The organism is Paenibacillus contaminans (assembly GCF_003285015.1).
GTDB classification, from domain to species: domain Bacteria; phylum Bacillota; class Bacilli; order Paenibacillales; family NBRC-103111; genus Paenibacillus_V; species Paenibacillus_V contaminans.
In genome coordinates this window covers 626,664-641,808 of sequence record NZ_QMFB01000001.1, presented here as the reverse complement: position 1 = coordinate 641,808, position 15,145 = coordinate 626,664, and the positions used below count along the sequence as shown (strand labels likewise).

The 15,145-nt window shown below is 49.9% G+C and carries 12 protein-coding genes; 3 read left to right on the top strand and 9 right to left on the bottom strand.

The window, feature by feature from the left end; genetic code table 11:
• Position 1 precedes the first annotated feature (1 nt).
• From DQG23_RS02820 to DQG23_RS02810, 3 genes are all read left to right on the top strand, one after another.
• Entirely contained in the window at positions 2-838 is an 837-nt protein-coding gene (locus tag DQG23_RS02820) for a helix-turn-helix transcriptional regulator (protein WP_113029255.1), read from the top strand.
• A gap of 110 nt (positions 839-948) precedes the next feature.
• Positions 949-2,154 (top strand): Gfo/Idh/MocA family protein, encoded by a 1,206-nt coding sequence (locus tag DQG23_RS02815; RefSeq protein ID WP_158560264.1) that lies wholly within the window; start codon positions 949-951, stop codon positions 2,152-2,154.
• A 16-nt stretch (positions 2,155-2,170) separates the two neighbouring features.
• Complete coding sequence (locus tag DQG23_RS02810) at positions 2,171-3,034, top strand: sugar phosphate isomerase/epimerase family protein (RefSeq protein WP_113029253.1); 864 nt, start codon at positions 2,171-2,173, stop codon at positions 3,032-3,034.
• A gap of 125 nt (positions 3,035-3,159) precedes the next feature.
• Here the strand turns inward: DQG23_RS02810 and DQG23_RS02805 are convergent, their stop codons facing one another.
• From DQG23_RS02805 to DQG23_RS02765, 9 genes are all read right to left on the bottom strand, one after another.
• Positions 3,160-3,498, bottom strand: a complete 339-nt coding sequence (locus DQG23_RS02805; protein ID WP_113029252.1) for a hypothetical protein — start codon at positions 3,496-3,498, stop codon at positions 3,160-3,162.
• A 337-nt stretch (positions 3,499-3,835) separates the two neighbouring features.
• On the bottom strand, positions 3,836-6,502 hold the full coding sequence (locus DQG23_RS02800; RefSeq protein ID WP_146762239.1) for a glucosidase family protein: 2,667 nt from the start codon (positions 6,500-6,502) through the stop codon (positions 3,836-3,838).
• 38 nt (positions 6,503-6,540) lie between these two features.
• Positions 6,541-7,422 (bottom strand): carbohydrate ABC transporter permease, encoded by an 882-nt coding sequence (locus tag DQG23_RS02795; protein ID WP_202865859.1) that lies wholly within the window; start codon positions 7,420-7,422, stop codon positions 6,541-6,543.
• Positions 7,423-7,448: 26 nt separating this feature from the next.
• Positions 7,449-8,339: an ABC transporter permease gene (locus DQG23_RS02790; RefSeq protein ID WP_113029249.1), complete on the bottom strand. Its 891-nt coding sequence runs from the start codon at positions 8,337-8,339 to the stop codon at positions 7,449-7,451.
• 73 nt (positions 8,340-8,412) lie between these two features.
• The gene (locus DQG23_RS02785; protein ID WP_113029248.1) at positions 8,413-10,059 is read right to left on the bottom strand and encodes an extracellular solute-binding protein; all 1,647 of its coding nucleotides are present in this window, start codon (positions 10,057-10,059) and stop codon (positions 8,413-8,415) included.
• Between the two features lie 166 nt (positions 10,060-10,225).
• Positions 10,226-11,647, bottom strand: a complete 1,422-nt coding sequence (locus tag DQG23_RS02780; RefSeq protein WP_113029247.1) for a response regulator transcription factor — start codon at positions 11,645-11,647, stop codon at positions 10,226-10,228.
• Positions 11,648-11,651: 4 nt separating this feature from the next.
• On the bottom strand, positions 11,652-13,406 hold the full coding sequence (locus DQG23_RS02775) for a sensor histidine kinase (protein WP_113029246.1): 1,755 nt from the start codon (positions 13,404-13,406) through the stop codon (positions 11,652-11,654).
• A gap of 303 nt (positions 13,407-13,709) precedes the next feature.
• Entirely contained in the window at positions 13,710-14,759 is a 1,050-nt protein-coding gene (locus DQG23_RS02770; protein WP_113029245.1) for an HD domain-containing phosphohydrolase, read from the bottom strand.
• Positions 14,749-15,120 (bottom strand): response regulator, encoded by a 372-nt coding sequence (locus tag DQG23_RS02765; protein ID WP_113029244.1) that lies wholly within the window; start codon positions 15,118-15,120, stop codon positions 14,749-14,751. The genes DQG23_RS02770 and DQG23_RS02765 overlap by 11 nt, the downstream gene beginning before the upstream one ends.
• Between the last annotated feature and the right edge of the window lie 25 nt (positions 15,121-15,145).

Genomic DNA, 15,145 nt, shown 5'->3' with positions numbered 1-15,145 from the left:
AATGAATGATCGGCTAGAGCGGTTCGGAGAATTTTTGGCCAACCTGCAAACGTCTATTTTCACGACATCCTTTCAGCAAGTCGGCTCGAACTGGGCGCACACGAATATCAAGCATGAATTCGATCTGCTGTATTATATCGTGGCTGGGCAATGTCGTATCCGGGCGAATAACGAAGATCTTTACCCCCGTGCAGGGCAACTCGTGCTCATTCCCGCAGGAACAACAATCACTACTTCCTCGGACGACGACCAATTCGCTAAATATTACTGCCATTTCACGGCATCCATCGGGGAAACGCGGCTGAATGAATTACTGCGTTTATCCCTGATAATCGATGTGGAAGACTGCAGCCTGATCGAACAGCATTTTCAACAGCTGCTTCAGCATTCTTCACAGCATGCTATGACCTCGGCATTGCGCTGCAAAGCGGTCCTTTATGAAATTCTTTGTTACTATATAGAAAACAGTCCAGTAAAAACGCTGCATGACACCGGCCATACTTCTATTGAGACGATCAGCGTCGTCATCAACTATATCGAAAGCCATTTGTCGGACAAGCTAAGCGTGGAGAAGCTGGCAGGCCTCGTCCACTTTCACCCCCGCTATTTTATAGAAGTGTTCAAAACGATGATGGGCTGCCCCCCTATGCAGTACATTACGAAGCTGCGATTTGAACGCGCGCGTATTATGCTTGCTACGACAACTTGGAGCAATCATGAAATCGCGGACAAAGTGGGCATCGTTCCCGAGTATTTCACTAAATTTTTCAAGCATCACTCCGGCATATCGCCTTCGGTATACCGGAACCATATGGCCGGCCCTTCATCAAAAATCTGACTTTTTTCAAGGTACGCCTTACTTATTTCAATTCAACTTCCGGTTTGTTTGAACTATGATTGGGATAGTTTTCAAACATTATGGCGGCAACGCCGACTGGAGGTTTTTTTATGTCCGCGCATCACCCGCTACGGCTGGCCGTTATAGGCGGAAACCGGGGTTTCTCCTACGCTAGAACGATCGACGCCTTGAAGGAGCACATCGAACTGAAAGTTGTATGCGATTTGGATGAAAATGTTTTTGGCAAATGGAAAGAACGCTACCCCGATATCCAGACCTCTACGAATTATGAAAAGCTGCTTGACGACGATTCGATCGATGCCGTTTTTATCGCGACGCCGATGCTGATCCATGCGCGACAGTCGGTACAAGCGATGCGCGCGGGGAAACATGTTCTGTGCGAAGTGTCCTCCGCGCATACCGTGGAAGATTGCTGGGAGCTGGTCGAGACCGTCGAGCAGACCGGCTGTGTATATATGATGGCGGAAAACTTCTGTTATACCAGATTGAATATGATGATACGCAATATGTCGGAGCAGGGTCTTTTCGGTGAGCTTACACATGCGGAATGCGGCTACATTCACGATGTGCGTATTGCAACCAATAATGAAGACGGCACTCTAAAATGGCGCGGCGAAATGCTGCGCGACTACAACGGCATCAACTACCCGACCCATTCGCTCGGACCTATTGCGCAATGGCTCGGTATTAACCAGAAGGACGGGGATTCCTTCGATTACATGACTACAGTCGTATCGAAGCCCGCGTCGCAGTGCGACTATTTCGCGGAATTGTTCGGCAAGGATCATCCGGGAGCGCAGCCGGACTATTGGAAGCAAGGGGATTCGGCATTAACGCTGATTCGTACGAAGAAAGGAGCAGTCATTTATTTGCGCAACGACTTTTCTTCGCCGCGTCCTTTCAACTATAAGCATCATGCCCTGCAAGGTACGAAAGGCTCCCTCATCCCGCCCAGATTTGAAGGCGAAGAACCGATGGTCTGGTTTGACAGCTTCTCGTCCGAAAGATCGTACAATGGCAACGTAACCTGGACGCCTGTCTGGGAATATGCGGACCGGTTCGAGCACCCGTGGTGGCAACAATCGCGCGAAAAAGCGGAGTCCGTAGCAGCCTTCGGCGATTACTTCATCATGAAGGAATTTGCCGAAGCCATTCGCGAAGGACGCCGGCCGGAGATGGACGTATATGATTCGGTTGCGATCAGCAGCGTGTTTCCTCTTTCGGTCGAATCAGCAGCCAATCGCGGGAAACCCGTATCGTTCCCCGATTTCGCCCGCAACAAATTCAAATTTTGATCGGCGGTGATATCAGATGAAACTGGGAATCAGTTCGTATAGCTTAAGCCGCGCCATAGCCGCGCAAGAAATGACCATTTTGGATGTTATCGAATGGGTGAAGAAAATCGGAGGCGAGCATATCGAGATCGTGCCTAGCGGCTTCGATTTGAACCAACAGCCGGAGCTGGTTCCAGCCATCCGCCGCAAAGCAGAGCAGGTCGGGATCGACATTTCGAATTATACCGTCAGAGCCAACTTCGTATGTGAGGATGTAGCGGGGATCAAAGAAGAAATCGAGCGAGTCAAAAGAGAAGTCGATATCGCTAACGCGCTTGGGGTCAAGCTGATGCGTCATGATGTTGCTTCAAGACCGCTTGAGCAATGCTCGATCGTTCATTTCTTGAAGGATTTACCCATTCTGGCGGAAGCCTGCCGCGAAGTTGCCGATTACGCATCCGAATTCGGAATCACGACGAGCGTGGAAAATCACGGGTATTATATGCAAGCTAGCGAACGGGTGGAAAGCTTAATCGACGCGGTCGGCCGATCGAACTTCAAAACGACGCTTGATATCGGAAACTTCATGTGCGTCGATGAAAACCCGATCCGAGGCGTAAGCAACAACATCGGCCTTGCGTCGATGGTTCATTTGAAAGATTTCTATCTTCGTTCCAAGCATCGCAATCCTGGCCAGGGATGGTTCGGGACGGCGGGCGGCGATTATTTGCGCGGCGCGATCGTCGGACAAGGTGATATCGATATCCGGGAGGTGCTGCGCATCATTAAAGCATCCGGTTACGACGGGTATATCTCGATCGAGTTTGAAGGGCTGGAAGACTGCCGCATCGGTACCGAATATGGCTTCCAGAATGCGAAGCGCATATGGGATGAAGTGTAAGATCGTGTACGTGATATAAACGGAATGATAGATTGGAATTAATTTTGAGCCTCTTTTGGACATAAAAGTCTCCCCCTTTCTATACCAAGGGGGGAGATAAATCATCAAATTAATAGAATATGTGATCAATTGCGATTTTTCACTTTCAATATTTCAACGTCTTCTTCTAATTTTGCAATCAAGTTTCGTTGAGCATCCAATCGTTCCGTCAGTGATTTCAAAACGGTAACGTCTTTAGCGGTCGACGCGACTTGAGCAAACGTTGCGTCTACCCTTTGTTCGATTCGGTCAAATCTTTCGAAGGTTTGGCGGAAACCTTCGTTCACCCTGTTTTCCAAAGACTCCATCTTTACTTCCATAGAATCCAACTTTACTTCCAAAGACGCCATCTTTATTTCCATATTCCCCAGCCGACCGTTCATATCCTTTACGGTATAAAGCAATTCTTTCAAAGTTTCTTCCATCTGCGAATCGCCCCTTTCGGATAATGAGATTATATGATATAAATATTAACGTTACAAGCATTTCATCCATATAAAACCCCCCGATAAAAATATTTATTGATATCGAAAAATAGAATATCTTTTTCGGGTAAGGTTTTACTTTACAAATATGTTTCGACTAAACGTTATTTAACTCACCTTTTCCCACTCTGGTTTCGACAAATAGCTCAACGCCTAATAAGAAGGAGCTTGCCGTTTGGCAAGCTCCAATAGACTTCAATATGTCAGAAATCGAATGGCAAAATCATTTGCGGACAAAAAATCATTATGCCTCATTTCATATAGCATACAGGTCTAATCAATCAAAAAACAGCTCGACTTCAGCAGCTCCGTCGAAATGGTCCAGACGCACGCACTCCTCTTCCGGCAAATAGACGCCTCCTCCCGACAGGCGGCTTGCCCGCTTGCCTTCCGGATGCGGAAGCCGCAGCAGTACGGTTTCAGGTCCCCGCTTCGGGTCGCAAACGATGCTCGCCGATAATCGCCCGCCTTCGGACGTTACCCGCAATGTGAAAGCGCCGAAATAACTGCATACGTCTTGCAGCTCAATCCGCTTTCCTTGTTCCAGCCATTTGCGCGGAATCCCCGGCAGCAGCTTGAGCGCGGAGCCTTCCTCCATGTACAGCATCCAGCGGGTTTGCATGAGAAACCAGCCTTCTTCATGCGTTTTATGAGGACTGACCTGGTAATAATGCTCCCAGAACGTGTAAGTCTCCCGATCGGCCAAGCCGGCGAAGGTGTTGTAATAAGCCTTAAGAAACGGCTTCACTTCACCGCGCTTCAAATGAACCCAAGGATGCATACTGTAATATGGCTGGCTGAACGCCACGTTACGCGTGTACATCAGCTCATTATGATAATTTAGAAGATGATCTGCAGCTTGTTCGCGCGGATCGATGACTTCTTGGAAAATAAGATACATCGGTCCCAGTATCGAATCCCGGCTCATGAAGGAGCCGTGTGTGTACCAATTCCCGCCTTCGGCATAAAGCGACAACGGGCCGCGATGTTCCGTCCAAGGCGGCGCCGTCGGAACCCACGTGCCGTCTCCGAGCGGGACGACGGGCGAGCGGGATGCCGCTTCGTCGAACGAAGTTCGGATATCCGCTTTAAGCCCTTCCGCATCGCCGCGTATTTGTCCGGCAAGTCCGGCGTCGATATCCGCCATCATTTCAGCCAAACGGCTGAGTCCGATATACGCATAACCGCTAAGCATGAAGGAATGGAACGGATCCTCGGGATCTGCGGTCTTGCCTTCCAGCATGCCGTATCCCCGCCCGCGCAAGCTTTCCGTTTCGTTGCGCTTCCGCCAGTTCATCAGATATTCGTAAGCTTTGAGCAGCTTAGGCGCAATCTCCCGAATCCAATCCGCATCGCGCGTATACCGGTAATACTCCCCTATGCACCATAGAGCGGCGCCGGTTTCCAGCATATAGCCGCCGAAATTTTGCATAAAACCGTTCTCATGCTGCTTATCCAGAAAAAAGCTTAACCCGCGCTTTGCCGTATCGTCCCGTCCCATCGCGTTCATAAACTGAATGATCGGCGAGCTTTCCGATCCGATCGCCGTGTAGATGCCTATCGCAGGCACGAGCGTTCCTTGCGGCTCGTTCCCGTAAAAAATCATATCCGTATGCAGCAAGCCTGCTTGAAGCATCTCCTCAATACGCGGCTCCGGTAATCGAATTTGCGCGCCGCCGGAAAGCTTCCCTTTCCAGAAAGCGCGGCATTCCTCGTGACGCGCCTGAAAATCTTGCCCGATCAGCTTAAGTGCCCGCTCATGCGAGATAGGCTCGTGAGGCAAATAAAATTCGAAGCTGGCCCGCTCGCCGGGCATGATCAGAACGGCCGTTTCCTCTGCATGCAGCGGTTTGCCGTTCAGCTTCGAAACGCCGAATACGCGATCGGGATTATACTGTCCGAACCCTGCAGTACCGTCAAAGGAATACGGGATGAGCCCGCCGTTCGGGATAATATTTTTGAACCATGCGTATCTCGGTACTGCGCCGGTGTTCTCGGCTGTAATTTGGCAGTAGTATACGGTCGTTTCCCCCTGCTCTCCTTTCTCTTGGAGGAGCCTTTCTCTCTCCAGAGCCTGGGCTTCCGTGAACATATGACCGAATCCTTGGCCGTCGGCGATCAAATAATGCGTGCCGTCTACATTTTCCTTAACAAGCGCGCGCGTTTCGCAGGAAACGAACGATACGGCTTTATAAACGATCTCGTCGTCTTCGATTGTCGTATGAAGAATCGGCAGAACGCCGTCCTCCAGCCTGCGGGAGATGCCGTCCGTACAACCCATCCCCCTGCCGGTCATATAATAATAGCGGACAGGCCGGCCGTCATTTTCAGGCAATCCCGCTTCTTTTCCGTGCTGTCTCGGCTGCACCCAATCCCATTGAAGCTCCGAGCCGCCTAAAGGCGGACTCCAGAAGTTGTTGCTCGGCCTGCCGCGAACCTGAAATTCGAAAATTCTCGTATCTCTGCCGATCCCTTGCCATATGGGACAAGGCTGGTTTTTCGTCGCGGCGCTTGCCGCTTCGAACGACTCTTCAGGCTCGTCTGCGATCTTCTGCAAATTCGTCCGCAGCCTTCTCCGCTCTATATCGGCTTGAAGCTCCTCATAGGAGCGCAAATCTTCCGCAGCGGTTACCGCAACGCCAAATTCGGGAATGTAAATGGGATACGCCGTATGAACATCTTCGATAAAAAAACTGAACGGATGCAGGCAATCCACAACGCTGACCAATGTTTTCCCTTTGCTTTCACCGCCTGTTCCGCCGTTTGACGGAAGCATATCGATCGTCAGCTCCAGTGTCAACGGCCCGTCGCCTGTGCTGTTCCAGCTCTCCCCTTCCGCATGTCCGTCCCCCGACTTAACGCGGACTTTCAGCAAGCTTCCGTTCATGACTTCAATGCGGCCTTCTGCGGGACCTTTAATCCAGACGATGTTTATGCTTTTCAAGCTGTTCCACATCCTTTATTTGTATGGCTCTCTAATCGTTACTCTTTCACCGATCCAAGCGTAATGCCGTGAATAAAATACCTTTGCAGGAACGGGTAAACGATTAACACCGGAATGATCGTGACGAATATTTTCGCCGCATTTAGCGACTTGTTCGAAAGCTTCGCCAATTCCTCCAGTTTTACGGAATCCGTTTCGTTCAGATCGATTTGCACCACCAGCTGTTGGATATAGGTTTGCAGCGGATAGTTTTCGGGCTTGCTCATCAGAATTAAACCTTGGAAGAAATCGTTCCAGTGCGATACGATGCTGAACAGCGTAACCGTAGCGAGTGCCGGAACGGCCAGCGGAATGTAGATGCGCAGCAGCAAATACCACGGACCGGCCCCATCGATATATGCCGCTTCCTTCAACTCCTTGGGCAAGTTGCGCAAGAAATTCATTACGAGAATAATATTGAAAACCGGAACGGCGCCAGGAATAACCAATGCCCAGATCGAATTGATCATACCGAGCGATTTGATCACCAGGTACCACGGAATCAAACCGCCGCCGAACAGCATCGTAAACACGATGATCCACATATATACGTTGCGGCCGGCGAATTCCCGCGAATTCAACGCTAATGGATAGGCCATCAGCACGGTTATGATAAACTGAATCCCCGCCCCAAGCGCTACCCGTTCAATCGAAATCGCAAAAGCGCGAAAAAACTTGCCGTCATCCAATATTTTCAAGTAGGCGTTCCACGTAAAATCGACAGGCAGAAACAGCACTTTACCGCCTTCTACGGCAGATTTATCGCTCAGCGAAATGGCGATCGTATGCCAAATCGGGGCTATGCATACGATCGTAATCAGCACGAGAAGCGCTGCAAGCAAATAGTCGGCCAACGTCAATCTATGTTTGGTAGTGTTCATGGCATGCATGGCTCTTTCCCTCCCCGTTAAAAGATGCGATAGTTGGCAAACCGGGAAGCCATCCAGTAAGAAATAACGATCAAAACGAACGATACGATCGATTTCATCAATCCGACTGCAGTTCCGAGTCCGTACTGAATATTCAATAACCCGACGCGGTACACATAGGTGTCGATAATATCCCCGGATTCGTACACGAGCGGATTGTACAGGTTAAAAATTTGATCGAATCCGGCATTGAGTATGTTGCCTAAGCTTAATGTGGCGAGCAGCACGACGGTCGTACGGATTCCAGGAAGCGTAACATGAAACAATTTCTGCAGCCGGTTCGCTCCGTCAACCTCGGCCGCTTCGTACAGATCCGGATTGATTCCGGTTAATGCCGCCAAATAAATAATTGTTTCGAAGCCGAACTCCTTCCAGGTATCGCTTGCTACGATGACATACGGAAACCAGTTATTGTCTCCAAGAAACATGATCGATTCGCCGCCAAACGTTTCAATAAGCCGGTTTATCGGGCCTTCCGAAGAAAGCAGTTGAATGACGATGCCCGACAAAATGACCCAGGATAAAAAATGCGGCAGGTAAACGATCGTTTGGATCCAGCGCTTCAGCCTGCCGAAACGCAGCTCGTGAAGCATCAGCGCGAAAATGAGCGGAATCGATAAATGGGCGATCATTTTCATCAGTGCGATAAAGACTGTATTCAAAATGATCGTCCGGCTGTCCCGAAGCTCGAACATAAAGCGGAAATTATCGAGGCCGACCCACTCCGAGCGGAGAAAGCCGAGACCCGGATTAAAATCCTGAAAGGCGATGACAACGCCAAACATGGGAATGATGCTGAACAAGAACAGAAGGATCATGCCGGGCATCATCATAAGGTGATAATGGACTTGAAAACGCCGATTTCTCATGGAGTGATTCACCCGCTCTTTCCGAAGAACGGGCGTTCGCCATATTGCTTTCTGGACGAACGCCCGAAACCGATTATTTCTTTAACTCTTCTTCTATTTCTTTGGTAATCTGTTCGCCGCCGCTTTTTTTCCATTCCGCAACAAAGGCGTCGAACGAATCAAGCGATTCCCTGCCCATAATGATTTTCGTAATCATCTCGGACTCCATTTTTTGCAGCGCCGGCCATTTCAGCCCCATCGACTTCGTCTGCGAATAAAACACGCCTGAAACTTTGTTCATCGGCGATTCCAGCGCTCCGCCCCCAACCAGGTAAGCATAGGCATACATCCAGCTGCCCGGGTCTTTGCCCGGCTCCGCATTATTTTTCACGACTTTGTCGTAAACGTCTTTCTCGTCAATTCTCAGCTGCTCCGGCTTGATTTGCCCGTCGAGTGCTTTCTTGATGCTTTTCAACCGGTTTGTCACGATTTGCGGCTCTACGAATGTGGCGCGCAGCGGAAAATAGGCGGCATTGACGCCGTTTATTAGTTTTGCCGTCGCCTCTGCATCGTTCTCGACGTTCGAGTACAGATTCAAGTATTTCACGATCGCTTCCGGATTCGAGTAGCCTTTTTTGACTACAAAATACTGCGAGCTGACAGGACCTTGAGTCGCATTGTATTTGCCGGATCCGTCAAGCGGAAGCGCATACGCTTTCCATACCGCATTCGGATTGTTCTTCACCGAATCGTACAATCCCCATGGCATCGACCAGCCGGCGTACAGAAACAAACCGGCCCGTCCGCCGTTCACAAGCTCAGCAGTATCTTTCCGAATCGCGTATTCCTTGTCCAGCAGTCCCTGCTCGTACCATCCTCTTAGCTTGGCAAGCGCCTCTTTCATTTCCGGAGCCGTCGTGCCATAAACGACTTTGCCCTCTTTATCCTTCAGCCACATGGCGGGATAAGCTTGAAACGCGGAATATAACGGCCCGAATGTATTGCTAGGATCTCCCAGGAGACCGAACGTGTCCGCCTTGCCGTTGCCGTCCGGATCCTTCTCGATGAAAGCCTTGGCAATCGCTTCAAGCTCGTCGACGGTTTGCGGAGGCTTTAAGCCGAGCTTGTCGAGCCAATCATGCCGTACCCAAAGCAGCTTGATCGGATCCTCGTCGACGTTCAAATTCGGCAGCGCCATAAGCTTCCCGTTGAAGGTCGCGCTTTCGAAAGCTTTCCCTTTCGTTGCATCGTACATTTTTTTCAGAGCCGGAGAAGCGAACTGCTCGTATACCTTTGTCAAATCCTCAAGCTGTCCGGCCTTGACCATCGTTTTCAGTTCTTTCTCGGAGACGACCATCGCATCCGGCAGATCGTTACTGGAAATGGCAAGCGCCAGCTTCTGATCATAAGCGTCTCCCGCAGCCGCAACCCATGCCGCCTTAAATTTCAAATTCAGCTTTTCCTCGAAATAACGGGTAAACTGGTTGTTTTCAACCGTATCTCCGGCAGGCAGCGTTTTGTCGTCGGCAGGCACGCCCTTCCCGATTGTCAATGTGACGGGCTGGGCGTATTTGCCGAACGGATCGGCCTTTTCTTGCTCCTTCGGCTGGCTGCTCGACGAGCCTGCAGGCGGGTCTTCCTTCTTCGTACCGCTACCCGGCGTTTCCGTATTGCTGCAAGCGGATACAAATACGAGTGAAAGTGCCATGGTCAATCCGATTGCCTTTTGTTTTCGTTTCATACCTTCATCCCCTTCTTTGTGTTAGTATCCCGGTTACATGTTAATCGTAAAACAAAAAGGGCAGCGTCCGGGAGACGCTGCGATCATGAAATTAGGACAATAATACATCCTGCACGGCAAAACGGTTCAAACGAGTGTGAAATAGTGAACCTTTTGAAGGAACAAATTATACCTTCGCCGTTTCTTGACGGTATTCGCTTGGAAGCATTCCCATTCGTTCGCGAAATACTCTACTAAAATACTTTTCGTTCGGATATCCGCACTGCTCCGCCACCCGATAGATCGGCTGCTTCGTTTGAACGAGCAGCAAGCGGGCGTTCTCGATTCTGGCATCACGAATATAATCGTGAAACGTTCGTCCGACGATTTCTTTGAAGCATTGGCTGAAGTAGCCTTTGCTCATGTTCGCTTCTCGCGCCAAATCGCTGTGTCGGAGGTCGGAATCGAGATGCTGATTGATATAATCCACAGTTTTCATAATACTGTTGGAAATTTCATCCGAGTACGAAGACTTGATGACCACGCCCCGAAGCCTGCCGCGAACGCCGTTCAGCCAGCTTGTCCACTCCTGCCAATAAGAGCGGGAACCGGGCATATCCGTCATATTTACAACTTCCTCCGGTACGATGCGAAGCCAGTTGTTTTTGGCCGTGTAAAAAATGCTTTCCAGCTGCGCGACGGACGGTCTCGCCTTGCCGATTTCCTGCAGCAGTTCATCAAAGACGTTTACTTGCACGATCCATTGCAGCGACGACCACGCTTCCCGATTCGTACGCAGCTCCTCGTCGGTCCAGCCCGGATATTCGGTATTCAATCGGTCGGCGGTAAACGTATAGTAAAATACAGGATTCTCATATTCGTAAAAAAACGATCTTTCTTTATACAAAAGCAGCCGTTTGCGCAAATTTTCTTTATCCGCGCCCTGCAAATCGTTTATCTCGATAATCGCTACTTGTTTATTCAAGCCTCGCTCGATCAGATCCGCCTTCATCCCCGCAACCGCTTCGTCAAACATTTCCTGCTCTAACAACACCGTCCACATGCCGAGGCTTATTTCTTGCATTGGTTTTCCAAGCAAGAACGGACAGCCCGATAAAAGGCTAAAGTCGATTTGCTGCCCGTCGACGGCAATAAAGACAAGCATGGAAGCGGCATCGATGCTTTGTCCCGCAGGCACCGTAACCGGAGCTTGGAAGGAGGACAACCGATTGCGGCCGATTCTCTCGCTGATTCTCCCCAGCACGTCCTCCATTTTGGCATGCTCGATTTGCGTCTTGGCAATGTAATCGATCGCTCCGATCCTAAGCGCCTCTTGGATTAATTCGAAATCCTGATGGAACGTCAGGACGACGAACCAAATATGCGGGTAAAGCTGCTGTACCTGCCGCATCAAATCGAGCCCCGACATGACCGGCATGGCCAGATCGGTAATGAGCAGATCGACGGCCTCATTTTTCAAAAACTCAAGTGCGCGTTCCCCATTGTTCGCTTCGCCGACAACCTGCATGCCGAATAAATCCCAAGGCATTTCCGCAATGATGCCGCGGCGCGCCATTTTATCGTCATCGACAACGAGCACTTTGATCATCGTTTCATTCCTCCCCTTCTCTCTCTTTATCAAGCGGGATTCGCAAGGACATCGTCGTTCCTTCTCCCGGTCTGCTGTGAATGTCGAAATTCGCTTCTTCGCCGTATTGCGTTCGGATCATGCGATTCACGTAATAAAGCCCGATCCCCATCCCGACTTTACGCCGCTCTCGGGACTGGTTCTCCATAAGCCGTTCAATATCCTCTTCCGTCATGCCGGCTCCGTTATCCTGCACCCGAATACTCGTATACCGCCCTTCAACCACCGCGATATGCACCTCGATTACGCCTTCGTCCTTCATACCGTGATAGAGGCAGTTTTCGACCAGCGGCTGAAGAATAAATCGGGGAATTTGCCGGCTAAGCACGTTTTCGTCCGCATGAATCGTTACCGTAAATTCAAAATCGTAACGTATGCGCTGCAGCTCGATGTAATCGGTCAATGCTTCGATTTCTTCCCGTATCGTCGTCGAGCCGCCCTTTCCCATGTTGTAATACAAAACGCGGTTTAATGCGGATATCAAATTATCGATTTCCAGCATGCCTTTCGACCGTGCCAGCCATCGTATCGTATCGAGCGTGTTGTGTATAAAATGAGGGTTAATCTGGAAAAGCAGCTTTTCGATCTCGACTTCGGTTTTTCGCTTTTCTTTCTCCTTTACCTCTTGCAGGAGCTCCCAAATTTGCTGTCGCATAAGCTGGAACTTGCGAAGTAAAAAATCGAACTCGATGATTTTCGTCATTTTGAGGGGCGAGTGAAAGTTGCTGTCGTGCAGCTGTTTGATTTCTTTGTTGAAGCGGCTTAACGGTCTTCTTACGGTTCTCCAAATGGTCCAAGCGAAAACGAGCGCAATGAATACGGAAAAACATGTAAACAACGTGAACTGCCGGAGCCACAAGTTTTTCTCGCTGTTGTAGCTTTCCTTCGGGATCACGGCAACAAGCTTCCAGCCTTGATCATGCGGCTCCTCGAAAAGAAAGCTGCTTTGGCTTTCGTAAATTCCCTCGCGATAACGTGCAGGCTCATACGCGGTCCCGACCGGAAACTGCTTGTTTTCGCTGTAGGTAATAAGATTTTGTTCGTTGACCAGCAAATGCGCGGCATTCATGGAGGAATTATCCGCTTGCAGCACGTTCTGCGTCAATTGGAAGCTCGTCTCGATATAGACGTAAAGATTATCGTAGCCGGGAACGTCCACTTTGCGGGTAACGGAGAGCACCGTCCGGTCGATAAAACGCGACAAAGTCGTGCGATGAGGACCGTAATACGTCATCTCGCCTTGCTGCAAAAGCTGAGGATAGTTGTCCGGAACGAATTTATCGCTCAGCATCGGCTCCGGAAACACATAGCTTTGCGTATCCGCAAAATAGTAAAACATGTGGCCGAGGTCGGGATTCGTAAATCGGATTAAATTGACATTATTCTGAATGTCTCTTCCCAGCTGATCCTTAAGCAGAATGTCATCGGTTTCGAAATATTTGGCAAGATCCCGTCCGACCGTACCGTTAAAGGCCAGTTGTTGAGATACGTGGTTTAGATTCGAGAGTGTGTTGATAAGGGATATTTGCACCTGCCGTAAATTGCTGTGCACGCCATTCTGAATTTTATTTTCCATGATGGAAGTAATGGAAAAGTAGGAAATGCCGCCGCTCAGCATAAGCGGAATCATCGTGCTGAGCAGCAGCACGGCAATGACTCTATTTTTCAACGAATGCAGCGAAAAACTTGCCATGCTCGGAAACGACAATTGCCACTCCATCTCTTCAACCACCTTGTTCAATTTTTAACATATAAGAAAAATGCTGCACCTTATTGAGTGCTTACTTTTCAACGGTAAACGTTCAGTGTCAAGACGCTTGCAGCCGTTTTTACGAAAATGCGAGATTGCTGGGCTGCATGTTCATCATAAGCTGTGACCCGAAAGGTCATGAACGTTTATCCTTGCCAGCCATTATAGCATAAGATTTTACGTGCAGGTTGGCATTTTGGGAAGAGGGACGACCGTACTAAAAAGCCCCGACCGCATAAGCAATCGAGGCGAATGTATGGATATGTATCGTTTTCAATCGTCGTCTCCCGGCAAACGCTCCTCCTCGTATAACCCGAGAAAAGCATCAACAACTTTAGGATCGAAATGAAAACCGCACTGCTTTTTCACTTCGGCAACCGCCTCCTCCTGCGACCAGGCCCTTTTGTAAGGCCGCTCATGAGTCAGCGCATCGTAAAAATCCGCCAAAGCCACGATTCTGGCTTCGATCGGAATTCCCTCCTCTTTCAGTCCTTCCGGATAACCTGTCCCGTCCCATTTTTCGTGATGAGACTTGGCGATAATACAGGCCAGCTTCAGCACGGCAAAGGAGCTTTCCTCCAGGATGCTGGCGCCGATCCGCGTATGGGCCTTCATTTGCTCAAATTCGCCAGGCTCGAACCGTCCCGGCTTCAGCAAAATCTGATCCGGGATGCCGATTTTTCCGATGTCATGGAGAGGCGCCGCCATACGAACCATATCCGCATGGTCCTCGGACAGTCCCAAGCGGCCAGCGATTAATCCGGACAGCTTGCCCACTCTTAACGTATGTCTGCCCGTCATATCGTCGCGGTACTCCGATGCGCGTCCCAGCAGCTGCAATATTTCGATTTTGGCCTTCTGCAACTCTTCCGTCCGCTCGCGTACCCGTTCCTCCAAATGGCTTTTGTGCTGCTGGATTTGAAGATATAACTGTCTCGTTTTGAGCAGATTGTGGATGCGCAGGATAACTTCCGTCCGGTTATAAGGCTTCGTCAAATAATCATTGACCCCCGCTTGCAGCCCCTTCTGTTTGGCTTCGGGGGTAACATCGGCCGTAAGCATCAACACCGGAAAAAATTCGTCCGGCTCGTTTTGTTCCCGAATGAACCGCAGAACCTCCAAACCGTCCATCTCCGGCATGTGCATATCGAGCAGAACGATGTCGGGGTCGATTTCTGTAAACGAAACCGTGATCGAACGCGGATCTTGAATGCTGTAAATATGCTTGAAGCCCGCCCGCACGAGAATGCGCTCCAATAACGTGATATTGTATGCTTGATCGTCCACGATCAATATTTTGGAGAGCAGGATATCATCCTTCATGGGTAACGAATCTCCTCATCTTTTCGAGCAATCTGTCCAGCACGACCGGCTTCGTGTCGAAATCGTCGCATCCGGCCTGATACGCTTTTTCTTCGTCGCTTTTCATGGCATGGGCGGTCAAGGCGATGACCGGAATATGACCGGTGCGGGCTGATCCCTTCAGGATCCGTGTCGCTTCCCAGCCGTCCAGAACAGGCAAGCTCAAGTCCATCAAAATAATATCCGGATTTATTTGTCCGGCAAGGTCTACTCCCTGTCTGCCGTCCTCGGCAGTAACGATCCGATAACCTTTGCGCTCCAAGCGTCTGGAAAGCATGTCGCGGTTCATTTCATTATCCTCGATAAGAAGGATGGTTATCATAGATGTGGCCTCCACTTTCGTATGC

What these genes read in the sequence shown, in the direction of transcription:
- DQG23_RS02820 (WP_113029255.1), top strand. Translation starts at nt 2, where the DNA reads ATGAATGATCGGCTAGAGCGGTTCGGAGAATTTTTGGCCAACCTGCAA.
- DQG23_RS02815 (WP_158560264.1), top strand. Translation starts at nt 949, where the DNA reads ATGTCCGCGCATCACCCGCTACGGCTGGCCGTTATAGGCGGAAACCGG.
- DQG23_RS02810 (WP_113029253.1), top strand. Translation starts at nt 2,171, where the DNA reads ATGAAACTGGGAATCAGTTCGTATAGCTTAAGCCGCGCCATAGCCGCG.
- DQG23_RS02805 (WP_113029252.1), bottom strand. Translation starts at nt 3,498, where the DNA reads ATGGAAGAAACTTTGAAAGAATTGCTTTATACCGTAAAGGATATGAAC.
- DQG23_RS02795 (WP_202865859.1), bottom strand. Translation starts at nt 7,422, where the DNA reads ATGAACACTACCAAACATAGATTGACGTTGGCCGACTATTTGCTTGCA.
- DQG23_RS02790 (WP_113029249.1), bottom strand. Translation starts at nt 8,339, where the DNA reads ATGAGAAATCGGCGTTTTCAAGTCCATTATCACCTTATGATGATGCCC.
- DQG23_RS02785 (WP_113029248.1), bottom strand. Translation starts at nt 10,059, where the DNA reads ATGAAACGAAAACAAAAGGCAATCGGATTGACCATGGCACTTTCACTC.
- DQG23_RS02780 (WP_113029247.1), bottom strand. Translation starts at nt 11,647, where the DNA reads ATGATCAAAGTGCTCGTTGTCGATGACGATAAAATGGCGCGCCGCGGC.
- DQG23_RS02775 (WP_113029246.1), bottom strand. Translation starts at nt 13,406, where the DNA reads ATGGAGTGGCAATTGTCGTTTCCGAGCATGGCAAGTTTTTCGCTGCAT.
- DQG23_RS02770 (WP_113029245.1), bottom strand. Translation starts at nt 14,759, where the DNA reads ATGAAGGATGATATCCTGCTCTCCAAAATATTGATCGTGGACGATCAA.
- DQG23_RS02765 (WP_113029244.1), bottom strand. Translation starts at nt 15,120, where the DNA reads ATGATAACCATCCTTCTTATCGAGGATAATGAAATGAACCGCGACATG.